We start from the raw sequence: 17,830 nt of genomic DNA, 5'->3' as shown, positions 1-17,830 counted from the left end.
CGGGACTCGAACGCATGTCACAAGTCGATGCAGCGCAGATCACGTGAAAGTCACAGAGGTGACAGCGTGTCACCTTCCCCAAGGCGTCGTCCGGGCTCGAACTCCACCGGCAAGGTGCGCAATCCGCGCATGATCAGCCCGCCGCGCCAGCGCAAATCGGCAGATTCTCCGGCAAGTCGCAGGCCAGGAAGGCGTTTCAGCAGCGTCGCCACGGCGGCCTGACCCTCCAGCCGGGCGAGCGGTGCTCCCAGGCAGTAGTGGATTCCGTGACCGTAACCGAGGTGCTGATTGTCACTCCGGGAGAGGTCGAGCGCGTCCGGGTCCGTGAACCGTTCCGGGTCCCGGTCGGCCGCCGCCAGCACCACCAGCACCGGGTCCCCGGCCGCGATCTCCTGCCCGCCGAGCGTCAGCGCCTCGGTGGCGTACCGCCAGGTCGCGAGCTCGACCGGGCCGTCGAACCGGAGCAGTTCCTCGATCCCGGTGGCCAGCAGCGCGCTCTCCCCCGCCGCCAGGGACGCCTCCAGCCGGGCGCGCTGTTCGGGGTGGCGCAGCAGGGCATACGTACCGTTGCCGATGAGGTTGACCGTCGTCTCGAACCCGGCGAACAGGAGGATGAACGCCATCGCCGCCGCCTCGTTCTCCGTGAGGTGCTCGCCGTGGTCGCTGGCCTTGATCAGCCCGGAGATCAGGTCATCGCCCGGATTCTCCCTTTTACGGTGGATGAGTTCGGCGAGATAGCCGCGCATCTTCTTCACCGAACGGGCCACCCCGCCGCGCGGCCCGCCACCGTGGCGGATCATCATGCCCGCCCAGTCCCGGAAGTCGTCCTGGTCCTCGCGCGGGACGCCGAGCAGGTCGCAGATGGCGTAGATGGGGAGCGGGAAGGCGAAGTCGTGGATCAGGTCCGCCTCCCCCTTCTCGATGAAGTCGTCGATGAGGCGGTCCGTCAGCTCCTGCACGCGGGGCGCGAACTCCGCGACCCGGCGCGGGGTGAACGCCTTGGAGACGAGCCGGCGCAGCCGGGTGTGGTCCGGCGGGTCGATGTTGAGCAGATGAGTCATCAGCTCCGCCTTGCGCTCCCCCGGGATGCCCGTCTTCCCCTTGGCGGCCGCGGAGCCCGCGTGGTGCGCCGGGTTCTTGGAGAGCCGGGCGTCGGCGAGCGCCTGCCGGGCGTCCCCGTACCGGGTCACGAGCCAGGCCTCGACCCCGCTGGGCAGCTCGGTGCGGTGCACGGGGCTGTGCTCGCGGAGCCAGGCGTACGCGGGGTACGGGTCGGTGGCGAACTCCCAGGTGAAGAGTTCGGGGGCACCTTCGGAGGAGGAGGCGGCGGCGTGGGGGCAGGCCGGGCTGTCGTTCACTCCTCGACGTTACCGGGCGGCGTGCGCCGGTCCGTACGCGGTGCGGGACCGGCGCACCCCCCGCCTACCGGCCCTCCGCCGCCACGATCGCGTCGCGGTAGGCGCGGGCCGCCGCGCGCAGGGCGGCCTCCGGGTCGGTGCCCGCCGCCTCGGCGCGTACGGCGAGGGCGAGGAGCTCGTAACCGATGGTGTCGCCGGACGGGAGGGGGACGTCGAGTCCGGCCGTACGGACGCGGCTGCCGAGCTTCGCCGCGAGGGCCAGGCCCGGCTGGCCGAGGGGGACGCCCTCGGTGACCGAGGTGCGCTGCTTCTCGATCGCCTTCGTGCGCAGCCAGTGCGCGTGGACGTCCTCCGGGGTCTCGGCGGTCTCGTCGCCGAAGACGTGCGGGTGGCGGTGGATCAGCTTCTCGACGAGCCCGCCCGCCACATCGTCCACGTCGAAGGGCTCCTCGGGATCCTCCTCCGCGATGCGCGCGTGGAAGACGACTTGGAGCAGTACGTCCCCGAGCTCCTCGCGCAGCTCGTCCCGGTCGCCGTCCTCGATCGCCTCGACCAGCTCGTACGCCTCCTCGATGGCGTACTTGGCGAGGCCCTTGTGCGTCCGCCGCGAGGTCCAGGGGCACTCACGGCGGATCCGGTCCATGACCTGGACCAGGTCCAGGAGGCGGGCGCCGGGCAGGTCGTACGAGCCCGGGAGCAGCTCCAGGTCCGGCATGGCCACCCGGCCGGAGCCGCCGAGCCGGGCCAGCCCGTCGGTCAGCCGGCTGTCGCCCTCGCCGCCGACCAGGACAACGACCGTGCGGCCGCCCGCGCAGGCGTCCACCAACTCGTCGGCGGAGGGCGCCGCGTGCTCGGCGCGGACGCCCGCCTCGCGGAGGTAGGGCAGTTGCGGGTGGTCCGGGTCGGCGGTCAGGACCTGGTCGGCGGCGTGCAGCGTCTGCCAGGCCGACCAGGACAGCAGCCCGGGGGCGACCCGGTGGCTGGCGGTGAGCAGGACGATACGGCCGGCGTCGCCGGGGGCTTCAGCGTTCACCCGGCGAACCTACCCGGAGCGCCGGACACCGTGCTCGCGCGGGCGGCGGCGCCCCCTCCCTTCCGGCACGGGCCCGGTTCAGTCACGGGCCGCCGGACTCAGTCACGGACCGCTGGACTGAGTCACGAGCCGCTGGGCTCAGTCACGGGCCGCTGAGCTCAGTCACGGGCCGCTGAGCTCAGTCACAGCCCCTGGACTCACTCACCGGCCGCCGGAGCTGCGATCAGCCTCACCCGGTTCTCGTAGAAGTGATCCCAGTCCATGATCAGGCGGAAGCGCCGGTGCGCCTCCAGCCGTTCCGCGTCGGCCTGTTCCTCCCCGCGCCGCACCTGGGCGTCACCGGACTCCACGAGCTCCGCGAGCGCGATGCGTACATCGTCGGCATCGAGGCCGGTGGCGGCCGCCAGGCGGTCCAGGGAGGTGAGCGTCTCCTCCGGTCCGCCGAGCTCCTCGGCCAGGTGGTGGACGAGCCCGTCGACGAGCGGGCCGGTGCGCGTCGTCCACCGGATCCGGTCGAGCCGCTCGGTGACCTCGGCGTCCAGAGGCAGCAGGTCACCGGGGAGCGGCAGCACGTCGGGCATCGACCACCGGGTACCGGCCGGTGTCTCCTCGCGGCTCGCCAGGCCCAACATCAAGTAGAGCTCGGACAGCTCCCGCACGGTCCTGGGCACCGGGAAGCCTGCGGCCGTGAGCATGGCGCCGAACTTCTCCCACTGGTCCGCCTCGTATGCCTCGCGCCCCTCCGGCGCCTCCTCGTAGTCCCATTCCGTATCGGACCACGAGAACGTGAGCGGGCCGTCGAGATCGCCGCCGATCATGTGCCAGTGCCCGTCGAAGGCCTCCTGGAGGAGGTCGTCCAGGGAACCGGTGAAATCAGGCTGGCTCGCGGTGCCGATCAGCATCGTCAGCGGGAAGCCCTGACGAGGCAGGACGTGTTCCCAGCCCGCGTCCCACCAGCCGTTGTGCATCGCCAGGTCCCGGCCCGAGCCGGGCGCGGGCGGGTTCTCGGTCATTCACAGCTCTTTCTCGTTCTCAGCCGCTCACGGCTCTGTCTCGTTCTCAGCCGTTCACGGCTCTTTCTCGAAGCTCGAAGAACGGCTGTTCCTCGGAGGACGGCCGAAGGCTCCACGCCTGCTCAGGCGCCCGCCTGCGGATCCTGCGGGGCGAACTCGGTGACCTGGCTGATCCAGGGCGCCTGGTAGTTGCCGAGCTGCATCTTCTGGTCGTCCCAGGTGCCGAAGCGCGGGTTGACGTCGATGTCCAGCGCCTTCGACGCCTTGGTCAGCGCCTCGCCGACGGCCTGCTGTCCGGCCGGGGTGCCGAGGTCCACGCCGAGCGCCTCGGCGAGCTTCGGCAGCTGGACCTCCTGGCGCATGTCGCCGTCGATCTGGTCCGGGGCGACCCAGCGCTGCTGGAGCATCATCGCCCGCAACTGCTCCTCGCCGCCCGCCTGGGCGCTGCTCGCGGTCCGGGCGTCCTGGATCTCCTTGCGGGTGACGGTGACCCCGGCGTCCTCGGCGGCCTTGTCCAGGACGCGGCCGAAGATCAGCCCGTGCAGCTTGGCGCGGTTGAGCTGGCCCGACTTGTTGACCAGCTGGGCCGCCTCGGGCGAACTCTCCTGGGCGGTACGGACGTCGGCCGCCCGGGCCTGGACCGCCGAGACCTCGATCCGCTCGCCGCCCACGACGGCCGCGGCACCGGGGTGGGCCTCGTTGCCGCAGGCGGCCAGAAGTGGGGCCGCGAGCAGGGTTGCGGCGGAGACGGCGAGCGCGGTGCGACGACGGCGGTGCAAAGGAGCCTCCCGGGGAGAGTTTGTGCATCGGTGCACAAGCCTTGCGGTGATCGATGGTAGGCAGTGGATGTGATCGGTGCCACTGATTCGCCCAACTGATTCGACCAACGATCCGGGAGGAGTTGGGGATGTGGGGCAGTCGCCCGGGACCCTGATCAGCGACCGGAACCCTGATCAGTGACCGCGACCCTGATCAGCCGCCGGGACTCTGATCACCCGCCCCGCCCCTCCGGCCCCGTGGTCAGCCGCCCCGCACGTCCTGTTGGTGGCTGAGGCGGCGGCGCAGGTCCGCCGGGAGCGGGTGGTGCGGCCCGTACGTGCGCTCGGCATCGTACAGCAGCGCCTGGAGCTGGGCCCGGCCCGCCGTGTGTTCCCCGACCGCGAGCAGGAGCTGTCCGATGCGGTGGCGGATGTCGAGCGCCCGGCCGGGGTCGGTGGTGACGGGCCCGTAGGCGTTCTCGTAGAAGGGCAGGACCGCGCGGTACTCCCCCAGCGCCGCCGCTGCCTCGCCGAGCTGTTCCAGGCACTGGGCGGCGTCGTAACGGAACTGGAGGACCTGGCCGTCGGCCGGTCCGGCCTCGGCGGTGCGGTCCTCCGCGAGGCGGCGCAGCTCCGGGAGGGCACGGCGGTACTGCCCGTCGTCCATCAGCGTCGCCGCGTACTGCTTGCGCAGGATGCGGACCACCGGTGAGTGCTCACCGTGCTCGGCGGCGGCGGCCGGGAGGATGGAGCCGAGGATGTCCACGGCCTGGGTGATGCGGCCCTCGCCGAGCAGCTTCTTGACCTCGTCCACGGCCCGGGCGACATCCGGCCGGGCGGGCGGCGGCGGGGTGAAGGAGGTCGGCGCCGGGAGCGGCGGGGCCGGGGAGAGCAGCGAGGCGACGGCGGGCCAGGGCGTCGCACCGGGCTGGGCCTGCGGCGGTACGGGGACGGGCGCGGTGGCCGGGGTGGTGGCGGCCCGGTCCGGCCAGGGGGCGTGCGGGCGCAGGAAGGGACGGGTCGGGTCGAGCGGTCCGGCGGGAGTGCCCTGCTTGGGCAGCAGCGGGGCGAGCTCCTCGTACACCTCCTGCGCGGAGGCGGGCCTCTCCTGCGGGTCCTTGGCGAGCAGCCGCAGCACGAGGGCTTCCAGCGCGGCGGGGATCTCGGGGCGGGCGCGGCGGACGGGCGTCGGGGCCTCGTAGAGGTGGCGGTGCAGCACGCCGAGCGCGGTGGACCCGGCGAACGGCACGTCCCCGCTGAGCAGTTCGTGCAGCAGCACCCCGAGGGCGTACAGGTCGGTGTACGGGCCGACCGCGCCGCCCATCGCCTGCTCGGGGGCCATGTAGGCCGGGGAGCCGATCGGTGAACCGGTGTGGGTGAGGCGGGTGGTGTCCGTGTCGAGGACGGAGGCGACGCCCAGGTCGAGGACGGTGACGGTGCCGTCGGGGCGGACCATCACGTTCCGGGGCTTCAGGTCGCGGTGGACGATCGGCACGGCGTGCACCGCGCAGAGGACGGCACAGAGCTGCCCGGCGACCGCGACGGCCCAGGGCCAGGGGTACGGGTCCTGCTCGGCCAGGTGATCGGCGAGGTCGGCGCCCTCCACGTACTGCATGACGAGGTAGAGGTCGTCGCCGTCGCTGCCCGCGTCGTGGACGGTGACCAGGCCGGGGTGGTCGACCTGCGCGGTGACCCGGCACTCGCGGACGAACCGGCGGCGCAGCTCGTCGGCGGCGTCGCTGCCGGTGGGCCCGGCGACCCGGTCCGGGCGCAGCAGCTTCACGGCGACGCGGCGGTCCAGGCGCTGGTCGTACGCGGTCCAGACCTGGCCCATGCCGCCCTGGCCGAGGATGGTGGCGAGCTCGTACCGGTCGGCGATGATCCGCCCGCTCACCGGCCCTCGCCCTCCTTGCTCTCCTTGTTCTCCTTACGGAGGTAGTCGCTGAGCTCGTCCAGCTCGGCCCGCACCTGGTCGAGCCGCTGGGGCGCGGGGGTGGGGGGCGGGGCCTGGACGGTGTACGGGTTCGGGGTCGGGGGCTGGACCGGGGCCGGGGTGGTGTGCTGCGGCCGGACGGGCGCCTGGTGGTGGGCGGGCGCCTGGTGGGTGGCGGACGGCCCGTACGGGATCACGTTGGGCACGGGGGTCCGGCGCAGGCTGTCGTACGGTCCCTGTACCGGCGCCGAGAAATGCCGGATGTCCATGACCAGGTAGTACGTGACGACGCCGGCCAGCAGCACGAAGAGCCAGACGGCACCGATCCCCGCCTGGGCGTCCGTCAGCTCCTCCTCCCCCTCGGGGAGGGAGCCGAAGTAGGCGAGCAGGCCGACCGTGAGGACGAACACGACCCCGAGCAGCCACCAGTCACGGGCCTTGCGGGTGACGATCGCGAGCCTCAGCATCGCCGCCCACCCGAGGAAACCGCAGCTCAGCACGGTCAGCGCGACAAAGATCACGCGCAGCCAGGTGAGCGTTCCCGAGGACGGCCGGGACGTCGGCGGCTGCTGCGGCGGGTAGCCGTAGCCGTGCATGTGCTGCTCCTGGGAGGCGAACGTGAGTCGGACGTGTGCAGTGAGCGTATACACCGCTGCCGACAGACCGTCCCCGGTTGTGCCCAACCGTTGCCTATGAGGTCACCGGGGCGTGACCGTACCGTCCGTCAGACCGTCGTACATCCCCCGGACCAGCTGCCCGCCGAGCCGTCCCGCCGTGCGCAGGGCGTCCTCGAACGCGGCGAGGGCGCGGAACTGTTCCCCGTACCGCTGCTGTTCGGCCAACGGCAGCCGGGGCAGCTGGAGGCGTCGGGCGTCCAGCCGGGCGGCGGTGGAGGCGTAGCTGCTGGCCTGCCGGTTGTTGGCGGTGCCACGGAGGAACCCGGCGAGGAACCAGGGGTCGATGGCGGCCGGGTCGGGGCGCAGGAGCTGGAGGTTGCGGCCGAGCGCGGCACCGGCGGTCGCCTCGTCGACGACCCGGGCGACGGAACCGCCACCGAGGACGGGCACGACGACGTCACCGGGCTGAAGGAGGACGGGGGCGTCGGGGGCGGGGGTGGTGGGGGCAGGACTGGAGGACGCGGGGCTGGTGGGGGCTGTGCCGGTGGGGGCCGTGCCCGCGAGGACGTCCTGTTCCGTGAGGACGGGGCCGGGTCCCGTACCCGTACCGGCGCCGACGCCCGTACCCGTCCCCGTCCCCGTCCCCGTACGCAGCAACAGTGCTCCGGCGCGGGCGAGTTCGCCGACGGTGGTCAGCGGCCAGCGGGCCGGGGCGGAGAGCTCGGCGGGCGGCGGGGTGAGGTCCGCGGTGAGGCGCAGGGTGTCGGCAAGACGTTCCCGTACGTCACCGAGACCGGCCGCCCCTCCCCCGGCGGCGGGGCGCGGCAGATGGCGGGCCGGGGCCAGGTCCACATCGTCGTCGAGGAGTTCGATGACGGGCACGACGCGGCTGACCCCGGGGTGGTCGGCCCGGTCGCGCCAGGCGCCGAGCACGGCGGCGCGCACGGCGGGCCAGTCGAGCTTGTCGCGCCCGCCGTGCGTCGGCGTTCCCGTCGTACCGGGTTCGGCGGGGTCCGTGGTGTCGACCAGGAGGAGTTCGGGTACGGGGCGGAGCTCGCCGCCCGGCTTGCGCAGCACCCAGAGGTGGAGCGGGATGCCGTACGGGGGTGCGGCCCCGGCCGGGAGGGCGATCACCGCGCGGAGGGCGCCCCGGCGCAGGAGGTCGGCCCGGATGCGCCGGCCGGAGCGGCGGGAGGCGGCGGCGGGCGGCATCAGCAGGACGGCGGTGCCGCCGGTGCGCAGGCGGGCCAGGGCGTGCTGGACCCAGGCCAGTTCGGACTCGGTGCGGGCGGGGAAGCCGTACTCCCAGCGCGGGTCGTAGGCCAGTTCGTCGTGGCCCCAGTTGCGTTCGTTGAACGGCGGGTGGCAGAGCACGGTGTCGGCCGCGAGGTGCGGGAAGGCGTCGGCGCGCAGCGAGTCGCCGGTACGGACGGTCCGGGCGGGGGTGCTCTTCGCCGGGCCGTCGCCGTGCAGGGCCAGGCGCAGGGCGGTGAGCGCGGCGAGGGAGGGGTCGGCCTCCTGGGCGAGGAGCTCGGCGGGCCCGGCGACCGCGCGCAGCAGGGTCCCCGTACCGGCGGCCGGGTCCAGGACGCTGCGGACGGGCCTCCTGCCACCGCCCGGCGGGTCCGTCTCCTTGCCGCTCTCCGCGAGGGCGGCCATCAGCTCGGCGAGGCCGGGGGGCGTGAGCGTGTACTGGCGCGGGTTGGCGTCGAGCTGCCGGCCGAGCAGGAACTCGAAGGTCTGCCCGGCCCCGATCCCGGCGGCCAGCTCGGCGGCGGCGCGGAGGAGCGGGACGGAGGGGAGGAGGGCGTCGGCGGAGGGGGTGCGCACGGGGCGGAGGGTGTGAGCGGAGTGGGCGGGGCGATCCGTGTGACCCGTATGACCTGTGTGACCCGTGTGACCCATGTGACCCGTGTGCTCGGCGGGCCCGGTGCGAGGGGCGCGAGGGGTGTGATCGGCGGGAACAGGGCGTGCGGTGTGAACAGGAGGAGCGGTGTGAACAGGGGCCCCGCTGGGGGGCGGCGCCCCCGCGTCCGCTCCGAGCCGGGCACCGAGCACCTCCTCCATGGCATGCGGCAGCACGGGGGCCATCCGCTCGTCGTCGACGGCGGCGAGCTCAAGCCAGGTGGTGGGCCGGTACCGGACGAGCAGCAGGGCGCAGCCGGTGTGGATCAGGGCGGTGACCGCGCCCTCGGGGTGGCCGGCGACCAGCTGCCAGACCCGTTCGCGGAGCGGGACCTCGGCGAGTTTGCCCTGGTCGCGGAGCCACTGCTCCACCTCGGGCAGCGCGAAGGACGGGCTGGTCTCGGTGCCTCCGACGGGCTGGGGGAAGTCGGCGTGGCGGCGCCGCCAGTTGCTGACGGCGGCCCGTCCCACACCCGCGAGACGCGCGATCCCCGCCGCGGTCACCTCTGTCGCCTGCTCCGGCACTGACTTCTCTCCCCGCTTCGCCCGCGCTGCTCGGTCTGCCCCGCACCGCGAGCATAGCGACTCACTCGGACGACACCCAGGAACAGCGTTGCCCGACCCATCACGCGTGAACCATGTTGACTCGGTTCACAGGCTCTGCTGTTATTACTTCGCTCACCCATCCGATCATCACCCTCACCGATTCACGGGAGCCTCCGTCATGCGTCTCGTCACCCGTATCGCCGTCAACACCTCCTGTGGGCTGGCCCTCCTGGCCCTCGCCGCCTGCGGGTCCGGCGCCAGCGGCCCGTTCGGGGACCTGTCGGGCCCCGAAGTCGCCAACAAGGCGCTCGCGACGACCAAGAAGGCTCAGTCGCTGCGGCTCTCCGTCGACATGACCACCAAGGACGGCCCGTTGAAGGCCGATTTCTCCACCAGCACGTCCGGGGAGTGCACCGGAACCCTCGCCAAGGGCGCGGAGGGGTCCATCGAGATCATCAAGACCGGTGACACCGTCTACGCCAAGTACGACGAGGCGCTGCTGCGCACGGAAGGGAAGGGCGAGCCCAAGGAGGAGGTCGACGCGACGGTGGAGATGCTGGCAGGCCGCTGGATGGCGCTGGAGGCGTCCGACCCGGACGTCAAGGACATGACGGAGTTCTGCGACCTCAAGGGGTTCCTGAAGGACTTCGAGGCGAACGACACCGAGGCGCGCAAGGCGGGTCGGACGGAGATCGGCGGCAAGCCCGCCCTGCGGCTGACGGAGAAGGACGGCAAGGAGACCTTCACGCTCCTGGTGGCCACCGAGGGCGCCCCGTACCTCCTCCAGATCGCGTCCGAGGGCGGCAAGGAGCCGATGACGATGACCCTGTCGGACTTCGACAAGCCGGTCGTGGCGAAGAAGCCCGCCGCAAAGGACATCATCGACCTGGAGCAGTGAAGTCCACTTCGGCGGCGGGCAGTACCCGGACGCTCCGCCCCGGGAAGCGCAGGTTCCGGCGCACCGGAGTTACGCGCCCGCGGCCGCACCCCACAGCAACGGCCTCATTGCGAAGGCGCGCCCCTCACACCCGGTGCCGCACCCACACGTTGGGCTCGGTGTAGACCGCGTACCCGTGGGCGGGCGAGCAGTGCACCGGCACCAGTGCGCCCGGCACCTCCACCGGCCCCTCCGCGTCGAACGGCAGCCCGGTCCACTCCCGCCACTGCGCGAGCGTCCCGCTCACCGTCATCGAGACCGGGGCCACCGAGTCCACGACCCCGCCCGCCCGGACGTGGACCCGCAGCCACGGGTCCTCCGGGAGCCCGTCCTCGGCGCGGGTGAGCCGGACGTACTCCTCCATCGGCAGCGCGGCCCGCAGGTGCTTGCCGCTCGGCCGCACCGGGGCGACGACCTCACCGAAGCCGAGCCGCCCGGCGTTCTCCCGCAGCGCGGCCAGCATCCGGCCCGAGAACCCCTTGCCGTGGTGGCCGGTGGCGACCGTGATCTCGATCGCGCTGACGGTGTCGGGGGTCCGCCCTCGCCGCAGGTCCGAGAAGGCCCACAGCAGCACCCGGTCCCAGCCGCCGACAGGGAGCTCCCCGCGCCCGGGGGCGTTCAGCTCGAAGGGCACGCTGTAGGCGCGGGCGACCACGGTGCCGTCCGGGTCGGTGGCGACGAGCACGTACTGCGGGAACTCGACGGCGATCCGCCCGAAGTTCGCCCAGCCGACGATGTCCTCCAGGACGAACTCCGGCCAGGTGTCCGGCATCCGGTCCAGGGCGGCGGCGAGCTCGGGGCGTTCGGCGAGCGTGGTGATGTGCAGATCCATGCGACGGACCCTAACCACACCACACCCCCGTGACCAGGCATTTTCGGTGCGGCGGGAGCCTACGGGCGGGCGTCCCGCAGGGGGCCGCCGACGGGCCGGAACCATGAAGTGTCCATGCCGCGTCCCCAGCCGTGACATCCGCCCGTCCGGCCGGGGAACCGCCCGCGCCCGGTCCCACGAGGAGCAGTTCCATGAACCCGAACGGCAGCACGCCCCGCCCCGCCCGGAGAGGCGCGGGATGTCTGCAGAGTCTGCTGGTGATGGCGGTGCTTCTCGGTCTGAGCTACGGCGCGTTCAAGATCTTCGGCAAGGAGCCCTCCTCGTCGTCCTCGTCCTCCTCCGCCTCGGCCTCCCCCTCCTCCGCCGCGGACGGCAAGGGCGGTTCGTGGCAGGTGGGCGACTGCGGCGGGCCGGACCCCGAGAACAAGCCGGACGGCTACCGGGCGTACGACTGCGACGACTCCGGGGCGACCTTCAAGGCCCTGGAGATCAAGAGCGCGAGCATCCTGCCCAACGCCATCCAGTGCCCGGCCGGAACGGACCTGATCATCCAGGTCTCCCGGGTCTTCGGCTCCGGCGGCGACAAAAAGGGCGGCGGCATCCCCACCAACACCGTCTGCGGCCGCAACCTGAGCGATGACCACCCCGGGGACGCGGGCGCCGGAGGCGGCCAGTTGGTGAAGGGCGACTGCATCACGTCGACCGCCAAGGAGATCGCCTGCGCCGAGGCGGGGTCCGACGCCTTCAAGGTGCTCGACCTCGTCGAGGAGAAGGAGGAGTGCCCGCCGGGGACCACGGAGCCGATGCAGCTGATGATGGCGATGGGCCGCCCGTACAACGTGATCTGCGGCGGCAAGGTCTAGGAGCAGCCCTCCGACTCACCCCCCGCACTGGGCGAGCATGGCCCGCTTGTCCGGCGCGGTGACGGGGAGTTCGTACTTCAGCGCGACCTGGGCGAACCGCACCGCGTACGAGCACCGGACCGGCTTGTACGGCGGCAGCCAGGAGGCCGGGCCGGAGTCACCCTTGGCGTTGTTGGCCGGACCGTCCACCGGCAGGAGATTGAGCGGGTCGTTGGCGATCCGCTGCCGCTTGGCCGCGCTCCAGCGGGCGGCGCCCATCTGCCAGTTGTACGACAGCGGCACCACATGGTCGATCTGCACCCGGTCCGCCTGCCGCTTGCGCCAGTCGATGGACTCGCCCGTGTAGGGGTCCTTCAGCTTCATCGAGACGACGACGCAGTCGGAGCCCGGCCGGTGCTCGATGCCCTTCCCGTCCCGGGCGAGGAGATCGTTTCGGGTGTCACAGCCGTTCCGGGCGAACGGAATGCCGTCGACCTCGTCCTTCCACGCCGGACCGAACCTGCTCCGTTCGTACCCGGTCTTCGGGCCGCGCCCCTTGGTGGCGACCTTCTCGATGACCGCCCGCGCGGCGGCCCGCTCCCCGTCCGCCACGATGGGCGCGAGCCCCGGCCCCGTACCGTCGGGATTGCCCAGCGGACTGACCCCGAACCCGTCGACGGACTCCCCGCCACCGCTCCCGCCCGCACGCCCGTCGGGGCCGCACCCGGCCAGGGCGAGCACGGTGAGGGCTCCGAGGGCGGACAAGGCCGCTGCTCGGGCCCGGGGCGTACGGGGAGGGAGCACGAGGAGCCGTCCTGACGGGGAGAGAGCGGAACGTCCAGAATCCTAGGGCCGCCCTTCCCCTCGGGCGCTCGCCCATGGGCGGCTCGCAGCCGGTCGGCGGCTCGGCGCCCATGGGTTCAGCCCGATCCCGGGGTGAACTCGTACTGCACCTCGTACAGATGCCCCGCCTTGACCATCACCGTGGCCTCGATCGGCCGGTCATGGTCGCTGAACACCACGCGCAGGGTGCGTAGGACCGGCAGGTCGCCGGGGAGGCGGAGAAGGCGGTACTGGTCCTGGGTGGCGACCCGCGCCGAGACCCGGTCCACGCTGAGCCGGGGCGGGTACCCCAGGGAGGCCAGGAGGGTGGGCGTGCCTCCCGGGATCCGGCGGCGCCCGGTGATCGCGGTGCCTTCGGCGATGTCCAGCGGGTAGTAGGACGACACGAGTTCGGCGGGCTCGTCGTCGATGGACAGCAGTTGGTGGCGGAGGATGGCCGTACCGCCCGGCCGGAGCCCGAGCGCGTCGGCCACATCCGCCGGAGGGGCTGCCTCGGTGACGTCCAGCAGCGTGCTGTGGGCACGTGCGCCGGAGTTCGCCGCTTCGGCCAGCCAGCGGTACGGCTCTCCCGATGGTGACGGTGCCATGTACGCGGCGGGCCGTATCGTGCGCTGGCGGTGTTCGCGTACGGTCACCGATGCGCCTGCCCGTCCGACCACCAAGCGCTCGCTCTTGAGGCGCTGCACAGCCTTCTGGACCGTGGCGTTCGCGGCGCCGAACCTCTCCTTCAGCTGTGCGGTCGAAGGAAGACTGTCCCCCGGAGTCAGCTCCCCGGACATGATGTCGTCCCGCAGATCGGCCGCGATCCGCTCGTGCAGGGGGCGACCGTCCGCCTCTTCCGTCTCCGGTCCACGCACCGTCATCCGATCCTGATCTCGTACCGCAGTCGCTGGCCCCGGGGAGGCAGGACCATCACGTCGGCCTGGATCGGCCGGTCGTGCGCGTCCAGGGTGAGCCGGGTCAGTTCAAGCACCGGCTCGTCTGCCTTGAGCGACAGTGACGCCCGCTCATTTTCGGACGGCATGCGGGCTGCGACATCCTCCTGCGCCCGGGTGCCGACGTAACCGAGTTCGGCAAGCAGCCGGACGGCCCCGCCCCGGATCTTCGCCGTGCCCGCCAGCCCTGTGCCCCGGGCGATCCCCACGGGGTAGTAGGTGTCGGTCAACTCGCAGGGTTCACCGTCGAGATACATGATGCGACGCCGCTCGACGACCTGCCCGCCCCGCTCCACGCCGAGCAGGTCGGCCACCCGGTCCGGGGCGGCCACTTCACCGGCGCGCACCACCTTCTGCGTACCCCGCCGTCCTGCCGCCGCCGCCTCGGCTCCCCAGGCATCACCCGGGATGGACGGCGCCAGGTATCGAGCGGATGTACTGATCAGCTCATCTTCCCCCATGGCCTTCTCCTTCACCTACGACGACCCCGCCCCGGATCTCTGACAACCCCCGCAAGCACGTCGGCCCCGCCGGTCAGCCCGGCGGGGCCCGATCGTTAGCGAAACCCCGGGCGCTACGACCCCAGGATCGTCGCCAGGAACTCCCCCGTCCACGACAGCAGTTCCCGCCCCACCACCGGCTTTCCGCCGATGCGGCCCGTCGTCGGGCGCGGGACCAGGATCTGGTGGGCGGCGGGCTTGATGACCGTCTTGGGGTGGAGGCGCTTCAGGCGGAGCTCCTGGGACTCGCGGAGCTCCACCGGGGCGAAGCGGATGTTGGAGCCCTGGAGGACGATCTCGCCGACTCCGCAGGCGCGGGCCAGCATGCGGAGGCCGGCGACCAGGAGGAGGTTCTCCACCGGTTCGGGCAGAGGGCCGTAGCGGTCGGTGAGCTCCTCGCGGACCGCGCGGATGTCGTCCTCCGAGGTGGCCGAGGCGATCGCGCGGTACGCCTGGAGGCGCAGGCGCTCGCCGGGGGCGTAGTCGTGCGGGACGTGCGCGTCGACCGGGAGCTCGATCTTGACCTCCAAGGGGGCCTCCTCCTCCGTCCCGCCCTCCATCTGGGCCCGGTAGTCGGCGACCGCCTCGCCCACCATGCGTACGTACAGGTCGAAGCCGACGCCCGCGATGTGGCCCGACTGCTCGCCGCCCAGCAGGTTGCCCGCGCCCCGGATCTCCAGGTCCTTCATCGCCACGTACATGCCCGCGCCCATCTCCGTGTGCTGGGCGATGGTGGCCAGGCGCTCGTGGGCCGTCTCCGTCAGGGGCTTCTCGGGCGGGTAGAGGAAGTAGGCGTAGCCCCGGTCGCGGCCTCGGCCCACCCGGCCGCGCAGCTGGTGGAGTTGGGAGAGGCCGAAGTTGTCGCCGCGCTCCACGATCAGGGTGTTGGCGTTGGAGATGTCGATGCCGGACTCGACGATCGTCGTGGAGACCAGGACGTCGAACTTCTTCTCCCAGAAGTCCACCACCACCTGTTCCAGGGCCTGTTCGGACATCTGGCCGTGGGCCGTCGCGATGCGCGCCTCGGGGACGATCTCGCGGAGGCGGGCGGCGGCGCGGTCGATGGACTCGACCCGGTTGTGGATGTAGAAGACCTGGCCCTCGCGCAGGAGTTCACGCCGGATCGCCGCGCCGATCTGCTTCTCCTCGTACGGGCCGACGAAGGTCAGCACCGGGTGGCGCTCCTCCGGCGGGGTGGTGATCGTGGACATCTCGCGGATGCCGGTGACCGCCATTTCGAGCGTACGGGGAATGGGGGTCGCGGACATCGTGAGCACGTCCACGTTGGCGCGGAGCTTCTTCAGCTGTTCCTTGTGCTCGACGCCGAACCGCTGCTCCTCGTCCACGATGACCAGGCCGAGGTCCTTGAACTGCGTCTCGGAGGAGAAGAGGCGGTGGGTGCCGATGACCAGGTCGACCGCGCCGTCCTTCAGGCCCGCGAGTGTCGCCTTGGACTCGGTCTCGGACTGGAATCGGCTCAACGCCCGTACGTTGACCGGGAATTGGGAGTAGCGCTCGGTGAACGTGCCGTAGTGCTGCTGGACGAGAAGAGTCGTGGGGACCAGGACCGCCACCTGCTTGCCGTCCTGCACCGCCTTGAAGGCCGCCCGGACCGCGATCTCCGTCTTGCCGTAACCCACGTCACCGCAGATCAGCCGGTCCATCGGGACCGTCTTCTCCATGTCCTCCTTGACCTCGGCGATCGTGGAGAGCTGGTCGGGCGTCTCCGCGTACGGGAACGCGTCCTCCAGCTCCCGCTGCCAGGGGGTGTCCGGGCCGAAGGCGTGGCCGGGGGCCGCCATCCGGGCCGAGTACAGCTTGATCAGGTCGGCGGCGATCTCCTTGACCGCCTTCTTCGCCCGCTGCTTCGTCTTCGTCCAGTCGGCGCCGCCGAGCCGGTGCAGGGTCGGGGCCTCGCCGCCCACGTACTTGGTGACCTGCTCCAGTTGGTCGGTCGGGATGTAGAGCCGGTCGCCGGGCTGGCCCCGCTTGGCGGGGGCGTACTCGACCAGCAGGTACTCGCGGGTCGCGCCCTGGACCGTGCGCTGCACCATCTCCACGTACCGGCCGACACCGTGCTGCTCGTGGACGATGTAGTCCCCGAGCTCCAGCGTCAGCGGGTCGATCGTCTTCCGGCGGCGGGCCGGCATCCGGCCGAGGTCCTTGGTGGCGGTGCGCTGGCCGGTGAGGTCGGTCTCGGTGAGCACCGCGAGCTTCAGCGCCGGGTCGACGAAGCCCTGGTCGATGGCGCCGCAGGAGACATGGACGACGGCCGGGGCGATCTCGGTGAGGTCCGGCACGAAGCGGGCCGGGATGCCCTCGCCGCCCAGCACCTCGACCGTACGGGAGGCGAGCCCCTGGCCCTCGGTGACGTACACCGTGCGCCAGCCGTCGGCCAGCCACCCCTTGGTGTCGGCGAGCGCCCGGGCGGTGTCGCCCCGGTACGCCTCCGGGGCGTGCATCGAGAGCTTGAGGGTGTCCTCGTCCAGGTCGGCGTCGTCGGCCGCGAACGGGGAGGTCGACCACCACATCATCCCCAGCTCACGGGCCCGGTCCCGGACGTCCGCGATGCTCCACAGCGAGGCCGCGCCCACATCGATCGGGGCCTCCCCGCCGCCCGCCGTCGCCGCCCACGACGCCTGAAGGAACTCCTGGCTGGTGGCGACCAGGTCGGATGCCCGGGTCCGGACCCGCTCCGGATCGCAGACCAGTGCCATCGCGTCCTTCGGCAGGACGTCGAGCAGCAGCTCCATCTCGTCCACCAGGACCGGGGCCAGCGACTCCATGCCCTCGACCGCGATGCCCTCCGCGATCTTGCCGAGCAGTTCGCCCAGCTCCGGGTGCGCCTCGGCGAGGGCCGCCGCCCGCTCCCGTACCTCCTCGGTCAGCAGCAGCTCACGGCAGGGCGGCGCCCACAGCCCGTGCGCGGCCACCTCCAGGGACCGCTGGTCGGCGACCTTGAAGTACCGGATCTCCTCCACGTCGTCGCCCCAGAACTCCACCCGAAGGGGGTGCTCCTCGGTCGGCGGGAACACGTCCAGAATCCCTCCGCGTACGGCGAACTCGCCCCGTTTCTCGACCAGCTCCACCCGGGAGTACGCGGCGGCCGCCAGCGCCTCCACGACCTCCCCCAGGTCCGCGTTCTGCCCGCCGGCCAGCGCCACGGGCTGGAGCTCGCCGAGCCCCTTGACCTGCGGCTGGAGCACCGAGCGGATCGGCGCGACGACCACCGAGACCGGGCCCGTCTCCGGGTCGTCCTCGCGCGGGTGGGCCAGCCGCCGCAGCACGGCGATGCGGCGGCCCACGGTGTCCGAGCGCGGCGAGAGGCGCTCGTGCGGCAGGGTCTCCCAGGACGGGAACTCCGCCACCGTGTCCGGCGGCAGCAGCGTCCGCAGGGCGGCGGCCAGGTCCTCGGCCTCCCGGCCGGTCGCGGTGACGGCCAGCACGGTCCTGCCGGTCTGCCGGGCCAGCGCGGCCACGGCGAACGGCCGGGCGCCGGGCGGACCCACCAGGTCGACATGCATACGGTGGCCGTCGGCGGCGGCTTTCACCGCCTCGGCGATCGCCGGGTCCGTTACGACGACATCCAGCAGACCGTGCAGGCTCATAGGGGCATCCGTCCGGGTCATGAGGTGTTTCCGGGTCATGAGGTGCTGCTGACAGCCGGCTGCTGCCAGGGGCAACGCGAAGGGCCCGACACGTGGGACGGGCCGGGGGTTCCAGACTACGACCCGCCGGTGACAGCCGCTCCCGCGAGCCACGGGTGTCAGCCACTCCC

Annotated in this window: 14 protein-coding genes; 2 read left to right on the top strand and 12 right to left on the bottom strand. The window is 72.3% G+C overall.

What is annotated here, in order from left to right; genetic code table 11:
- Positions 1 to 50: 50 nt before the first annotated feature.
- From ACFW9Z_RS19870 to ACFW9Z_RS19840, 7 genes are all read right to left on the bottom strand, one after another.
- Complete coding sequence (locus ACFW9Z_RS19870) at positions 51 to 1,358, bottom strand: cytochrome P450 (protein ID WP_384642318.1); 1,308 nt, start codon at positions 1,356 to 1,358, stop codon at positions 51 to 53.
- A 64-nt stretch (positions 1,359 to 1,422) separates the two neighbouring features.
- Positions 1,423 to 2,391 (bottom strand): nucleoside triphosphate pyrophosphohydrolase, encoded by a 969-nt coding sequence (locus ACFW9Z_RS19865; protein ID WP_384642315.1) that lies wholly within the window; start codon positions 2,389 to 2,391, stop codon positions 1,423 to 1,425.
- Positions 2,392 to 2,588: 197 nt separating this feature from the next.
- Positions 2,589 to 3,404: a DUF6042 family protein gene (locus ACFW9Z_RS19860; RefSeq protein ID WP_384642312.1), complete on the bottom strand. Its 816-nt coding sequence runs from the start codon at positions 3,402 to 3,404 to the stop codon at positions 2,589 to 2,591.
- 122 nt (positions 3,405 to 3,526) lie between these two features.
- Positions 3,527 to 4,183 (bottom strand): SurA N-terminal domain-containing protein, encoded by a 657-nt coding sequence (locus tag ACFW9Z_RS19855; RefSeq protein WP_384642309.1) that lies wholly within the window; start codon positions 4,181 to 4,183, stop codon positions 3,527 to 3,529.
- Between the two features lie 241 nt (positions 4,184 to 4,424).
- The gene (locus ACFW9Z_RS19850) at positions 4,425 to 5,996 is read right to left on the bottom strand and encodes a protein kinase (protein ID WP_384642561.1); all 1,572 of its coding nucleotides are present in this window, start codon (positions 5,994 to 5,996) and stop codon (positions 4,425 to 4,427) included.
- 56 nt (positions 5,997 to 6,052) lie between these two features.
- Complete coding sequence (locus ACFW9Z_RS19845) at positions 6,053 to 6,691, bottom strand: hypothetical protein (RefSeq protein ID WP_384642306.1); 639 nt, start codon at positions 6,689 to 6,691, stop codon at positions 6,053 to 6,055.
- Between the two features lie 102 nt (positions 6,692 to 6,793).
- The gene (locus tag ACFW9Z_RS19840; protein ID WP_384642303.1) at positions 6,794 to 9,142 is read right to left on the bottom strand and encodes an N-6 DNA methylase; all 2,349 of its coding nucleotides are present in this window, start codon (positions 9,140 to 9,142) and stop codon (positions 6,794 to 6,796) included.
- A gap of 199 nt (positions 9,143 to 9,341) precedes the next feature.
- Between ACFW9Z_RS19840 and ACFW9Z_RS19835 the strand changes: the two genes are divergently transcribed.
- Entirely contained in the window at positions 9,342 to 10,061 is a 720-nt protein-coding gene (locus ACFW9Z_RS19835) for a hypothetical protein (RefSeq protein WP_384642300.1), read from the top strand.
- A gap of 124 nt (positions 10,062 to 10,185) precedes the next feature.
- On the opposite strand, the gene ACFW9Z_RS19830 is transcribed toward ACFW9Z_RS19835, so the two are convergent.
- Positions 10,186 to 10,932, bottom strand: coding sequence for an N-acetyltransferase (locus ACFW9Z_RS19830; RefSeq protein WP_384642298.1), 747 nt, complete (start codon positions 10,930 to 10,932; stop codon positions 10,186 to 10,188).
- 191 nt (positions 10,933 to 11,123) lie between these two features.
- Here ACFW9Z_RS19830 and ACFW9Z_RS19825 point away from each other — a divergent pair, with 191 nt between their 5' ends.
- On the top strand, positions 11,124 to 11,795 hold the full coding sequence (locus ACFW9Z_RS19825) for a hypothetical protein (protein WP_384642295.1): 672 nt from the start codon (positions 11,124 to 11,126) through the stop codon (positions 11,793 to 11,795).
- A 15-nt stretch (positions 11,796 to 11,810) separates the two neighbouring features.
- On the opposite strand, the gene ACFW9Z_RS19820 is transcribed toward ACFW9Z_RS19825, so the two are convergent.
- The 4 genes from ACFW9Z_RS19820 to mfd all read right to left on the bottom strand — a co-directional run bounded on the left by ACFW9Z_RS19820 (position 11,811) and on the right by mfd (position 17,660).
- Positions 11,811 to 12,578: an HNH endonuclease family protein gene (locus ACFW9Z_RS19820; protein WP_384642292.1), complete on the bottom strand. Its 768-nt coding sequence runs from the start codon at positions 12,576 to 12,578 to the stop codon at positions 11,811 to 11,813.
- Positions 12,579 to 12,694: 116 nt separating this feature from the next.
- Positions 12,695 to 13,480 carry a GntR family transcriptional regulator gene (locus tag ACFW9Z_RS19815; RefSeq protein ID WP_384642290.1) on the bottom strand — a complete coding sequence of 262 codons (786 nt, stop codon included), beginning with the start codon at positions 13,478 to 13,480 and terminating at the stop codon, positions 12,695 to 12,697.
- Positions 13,477 to 14,013, bottom strand: a complete 537-nt coding sequence (locus ACFW9Z_RS19810) for a GntR family transcriptional regulator (protein WP_384642287.1) — start codon at positions 14,011 to 14,013, stop codon at positions 13,477 to 13,479. Before ACFW9Z_RS19810 ends, ACFW9Z_RS19815 begins: the two co-directional genes overlap by 4 nt.
- A 113-nt stretch (positions 14,014 to 14,126) precedes the next feature.
- The gene (gene mfd, locus ACFW9Z_RS19805) at positions 14,127 to 17,660 is read right to left on the bottom strand and encodes a transcription-repair coupling factor (RefSeq protein ID WP_384642284.1); all 3,534 of its coding nucleotides are present in this window, start codon (positions 17,658 to 17,660) and stop codon (positions 14,127 to 14,129) included.
- Positions 17,661 to 17,830: the final 170 nt, after the last annotated feature.

Source organism: Streptomyces sp. NPDC059452 (assembly GCF_042750035.1).
Classification (GTDB): domain Bacteria; phylum Actinomycetota; class Actinomycetes; order Streptomycetales; family Streptomycetaceae; genus Streptomyces.
This window is presented reverse-complemented; position numbering and strand designations above follow the sequence as displayed.

Excerpts from the sequence above, each read along its gene's own strand:
- ACFW9Z_RS19860 (WP_384642312.1), bottom strand. The coding sequence starts at position 3,404 with ATGACCGAGAACCCGCCCGCGCCCGGCTCGGGCCGGGACCTGGCGATG.
- ACFW9Z_RS19850 (WP_384642561.1), bottom strand. The coding sequence starts at position 5,996 with ATGGGCCAGGTCTGGACCGCGTACGACCAGCGCCTGGACCGCCGCGTC.
- ACFW9Z_RS19845 (WP_384642306.1), bottom strand. The coding sequence starts at position 6,691 with ATGCACGGCTACGGCTACCCGCCGCAGCAGCCGCCGACGTCCCGGCCG.
- ACFW9Z_RS19835 (WP_384642300.1), top strand. The coding sequence starts at position 9,342 with ATGCGTCTCGTCACCCGTATCGCCGTCAACACCTCCTGTGGGCTGGCC.
- ACFW9Z_RS19830 (WP_384642298.1), bottom strand. The coding sequence starts at position 10,932 with ATGGATCTGCACATCACCACGCTCGCCGAACGCCCCGAGCTCGCCGCC.
- ACFW9Z_RS19825 (WP_384642295.1), top strand. The coding sequence starts at position 11,124 with ATGAACCCGAACGGCAGCACGCCCCGCCCCGCCCGGAGAGGCGCGGGA.
- ACFW9Z_RS19815 (WP_384642290.1), bottom strand. The coding sequence starts at position 13,480 with ATGACGGTGCGTGGACCGGAGACGGAAGAGGCGGACGGTCGCCCCCTG.
- ACFW9Z_RS19810 (WP_384642287.1), bottom strand. The coding sequence starts at position 14,013 with ATGGGGGAAGATGAGCTGATCAGTACATCCGCTCGATACCTGGCGCCG.
- mfd (WP_384642284.1), bottom strand. The coding sequence starts at position 17,660 with ATGAGCCTGCACGGTCTGCTGGATGTCGTCGTAACGGACCCGGCGATC.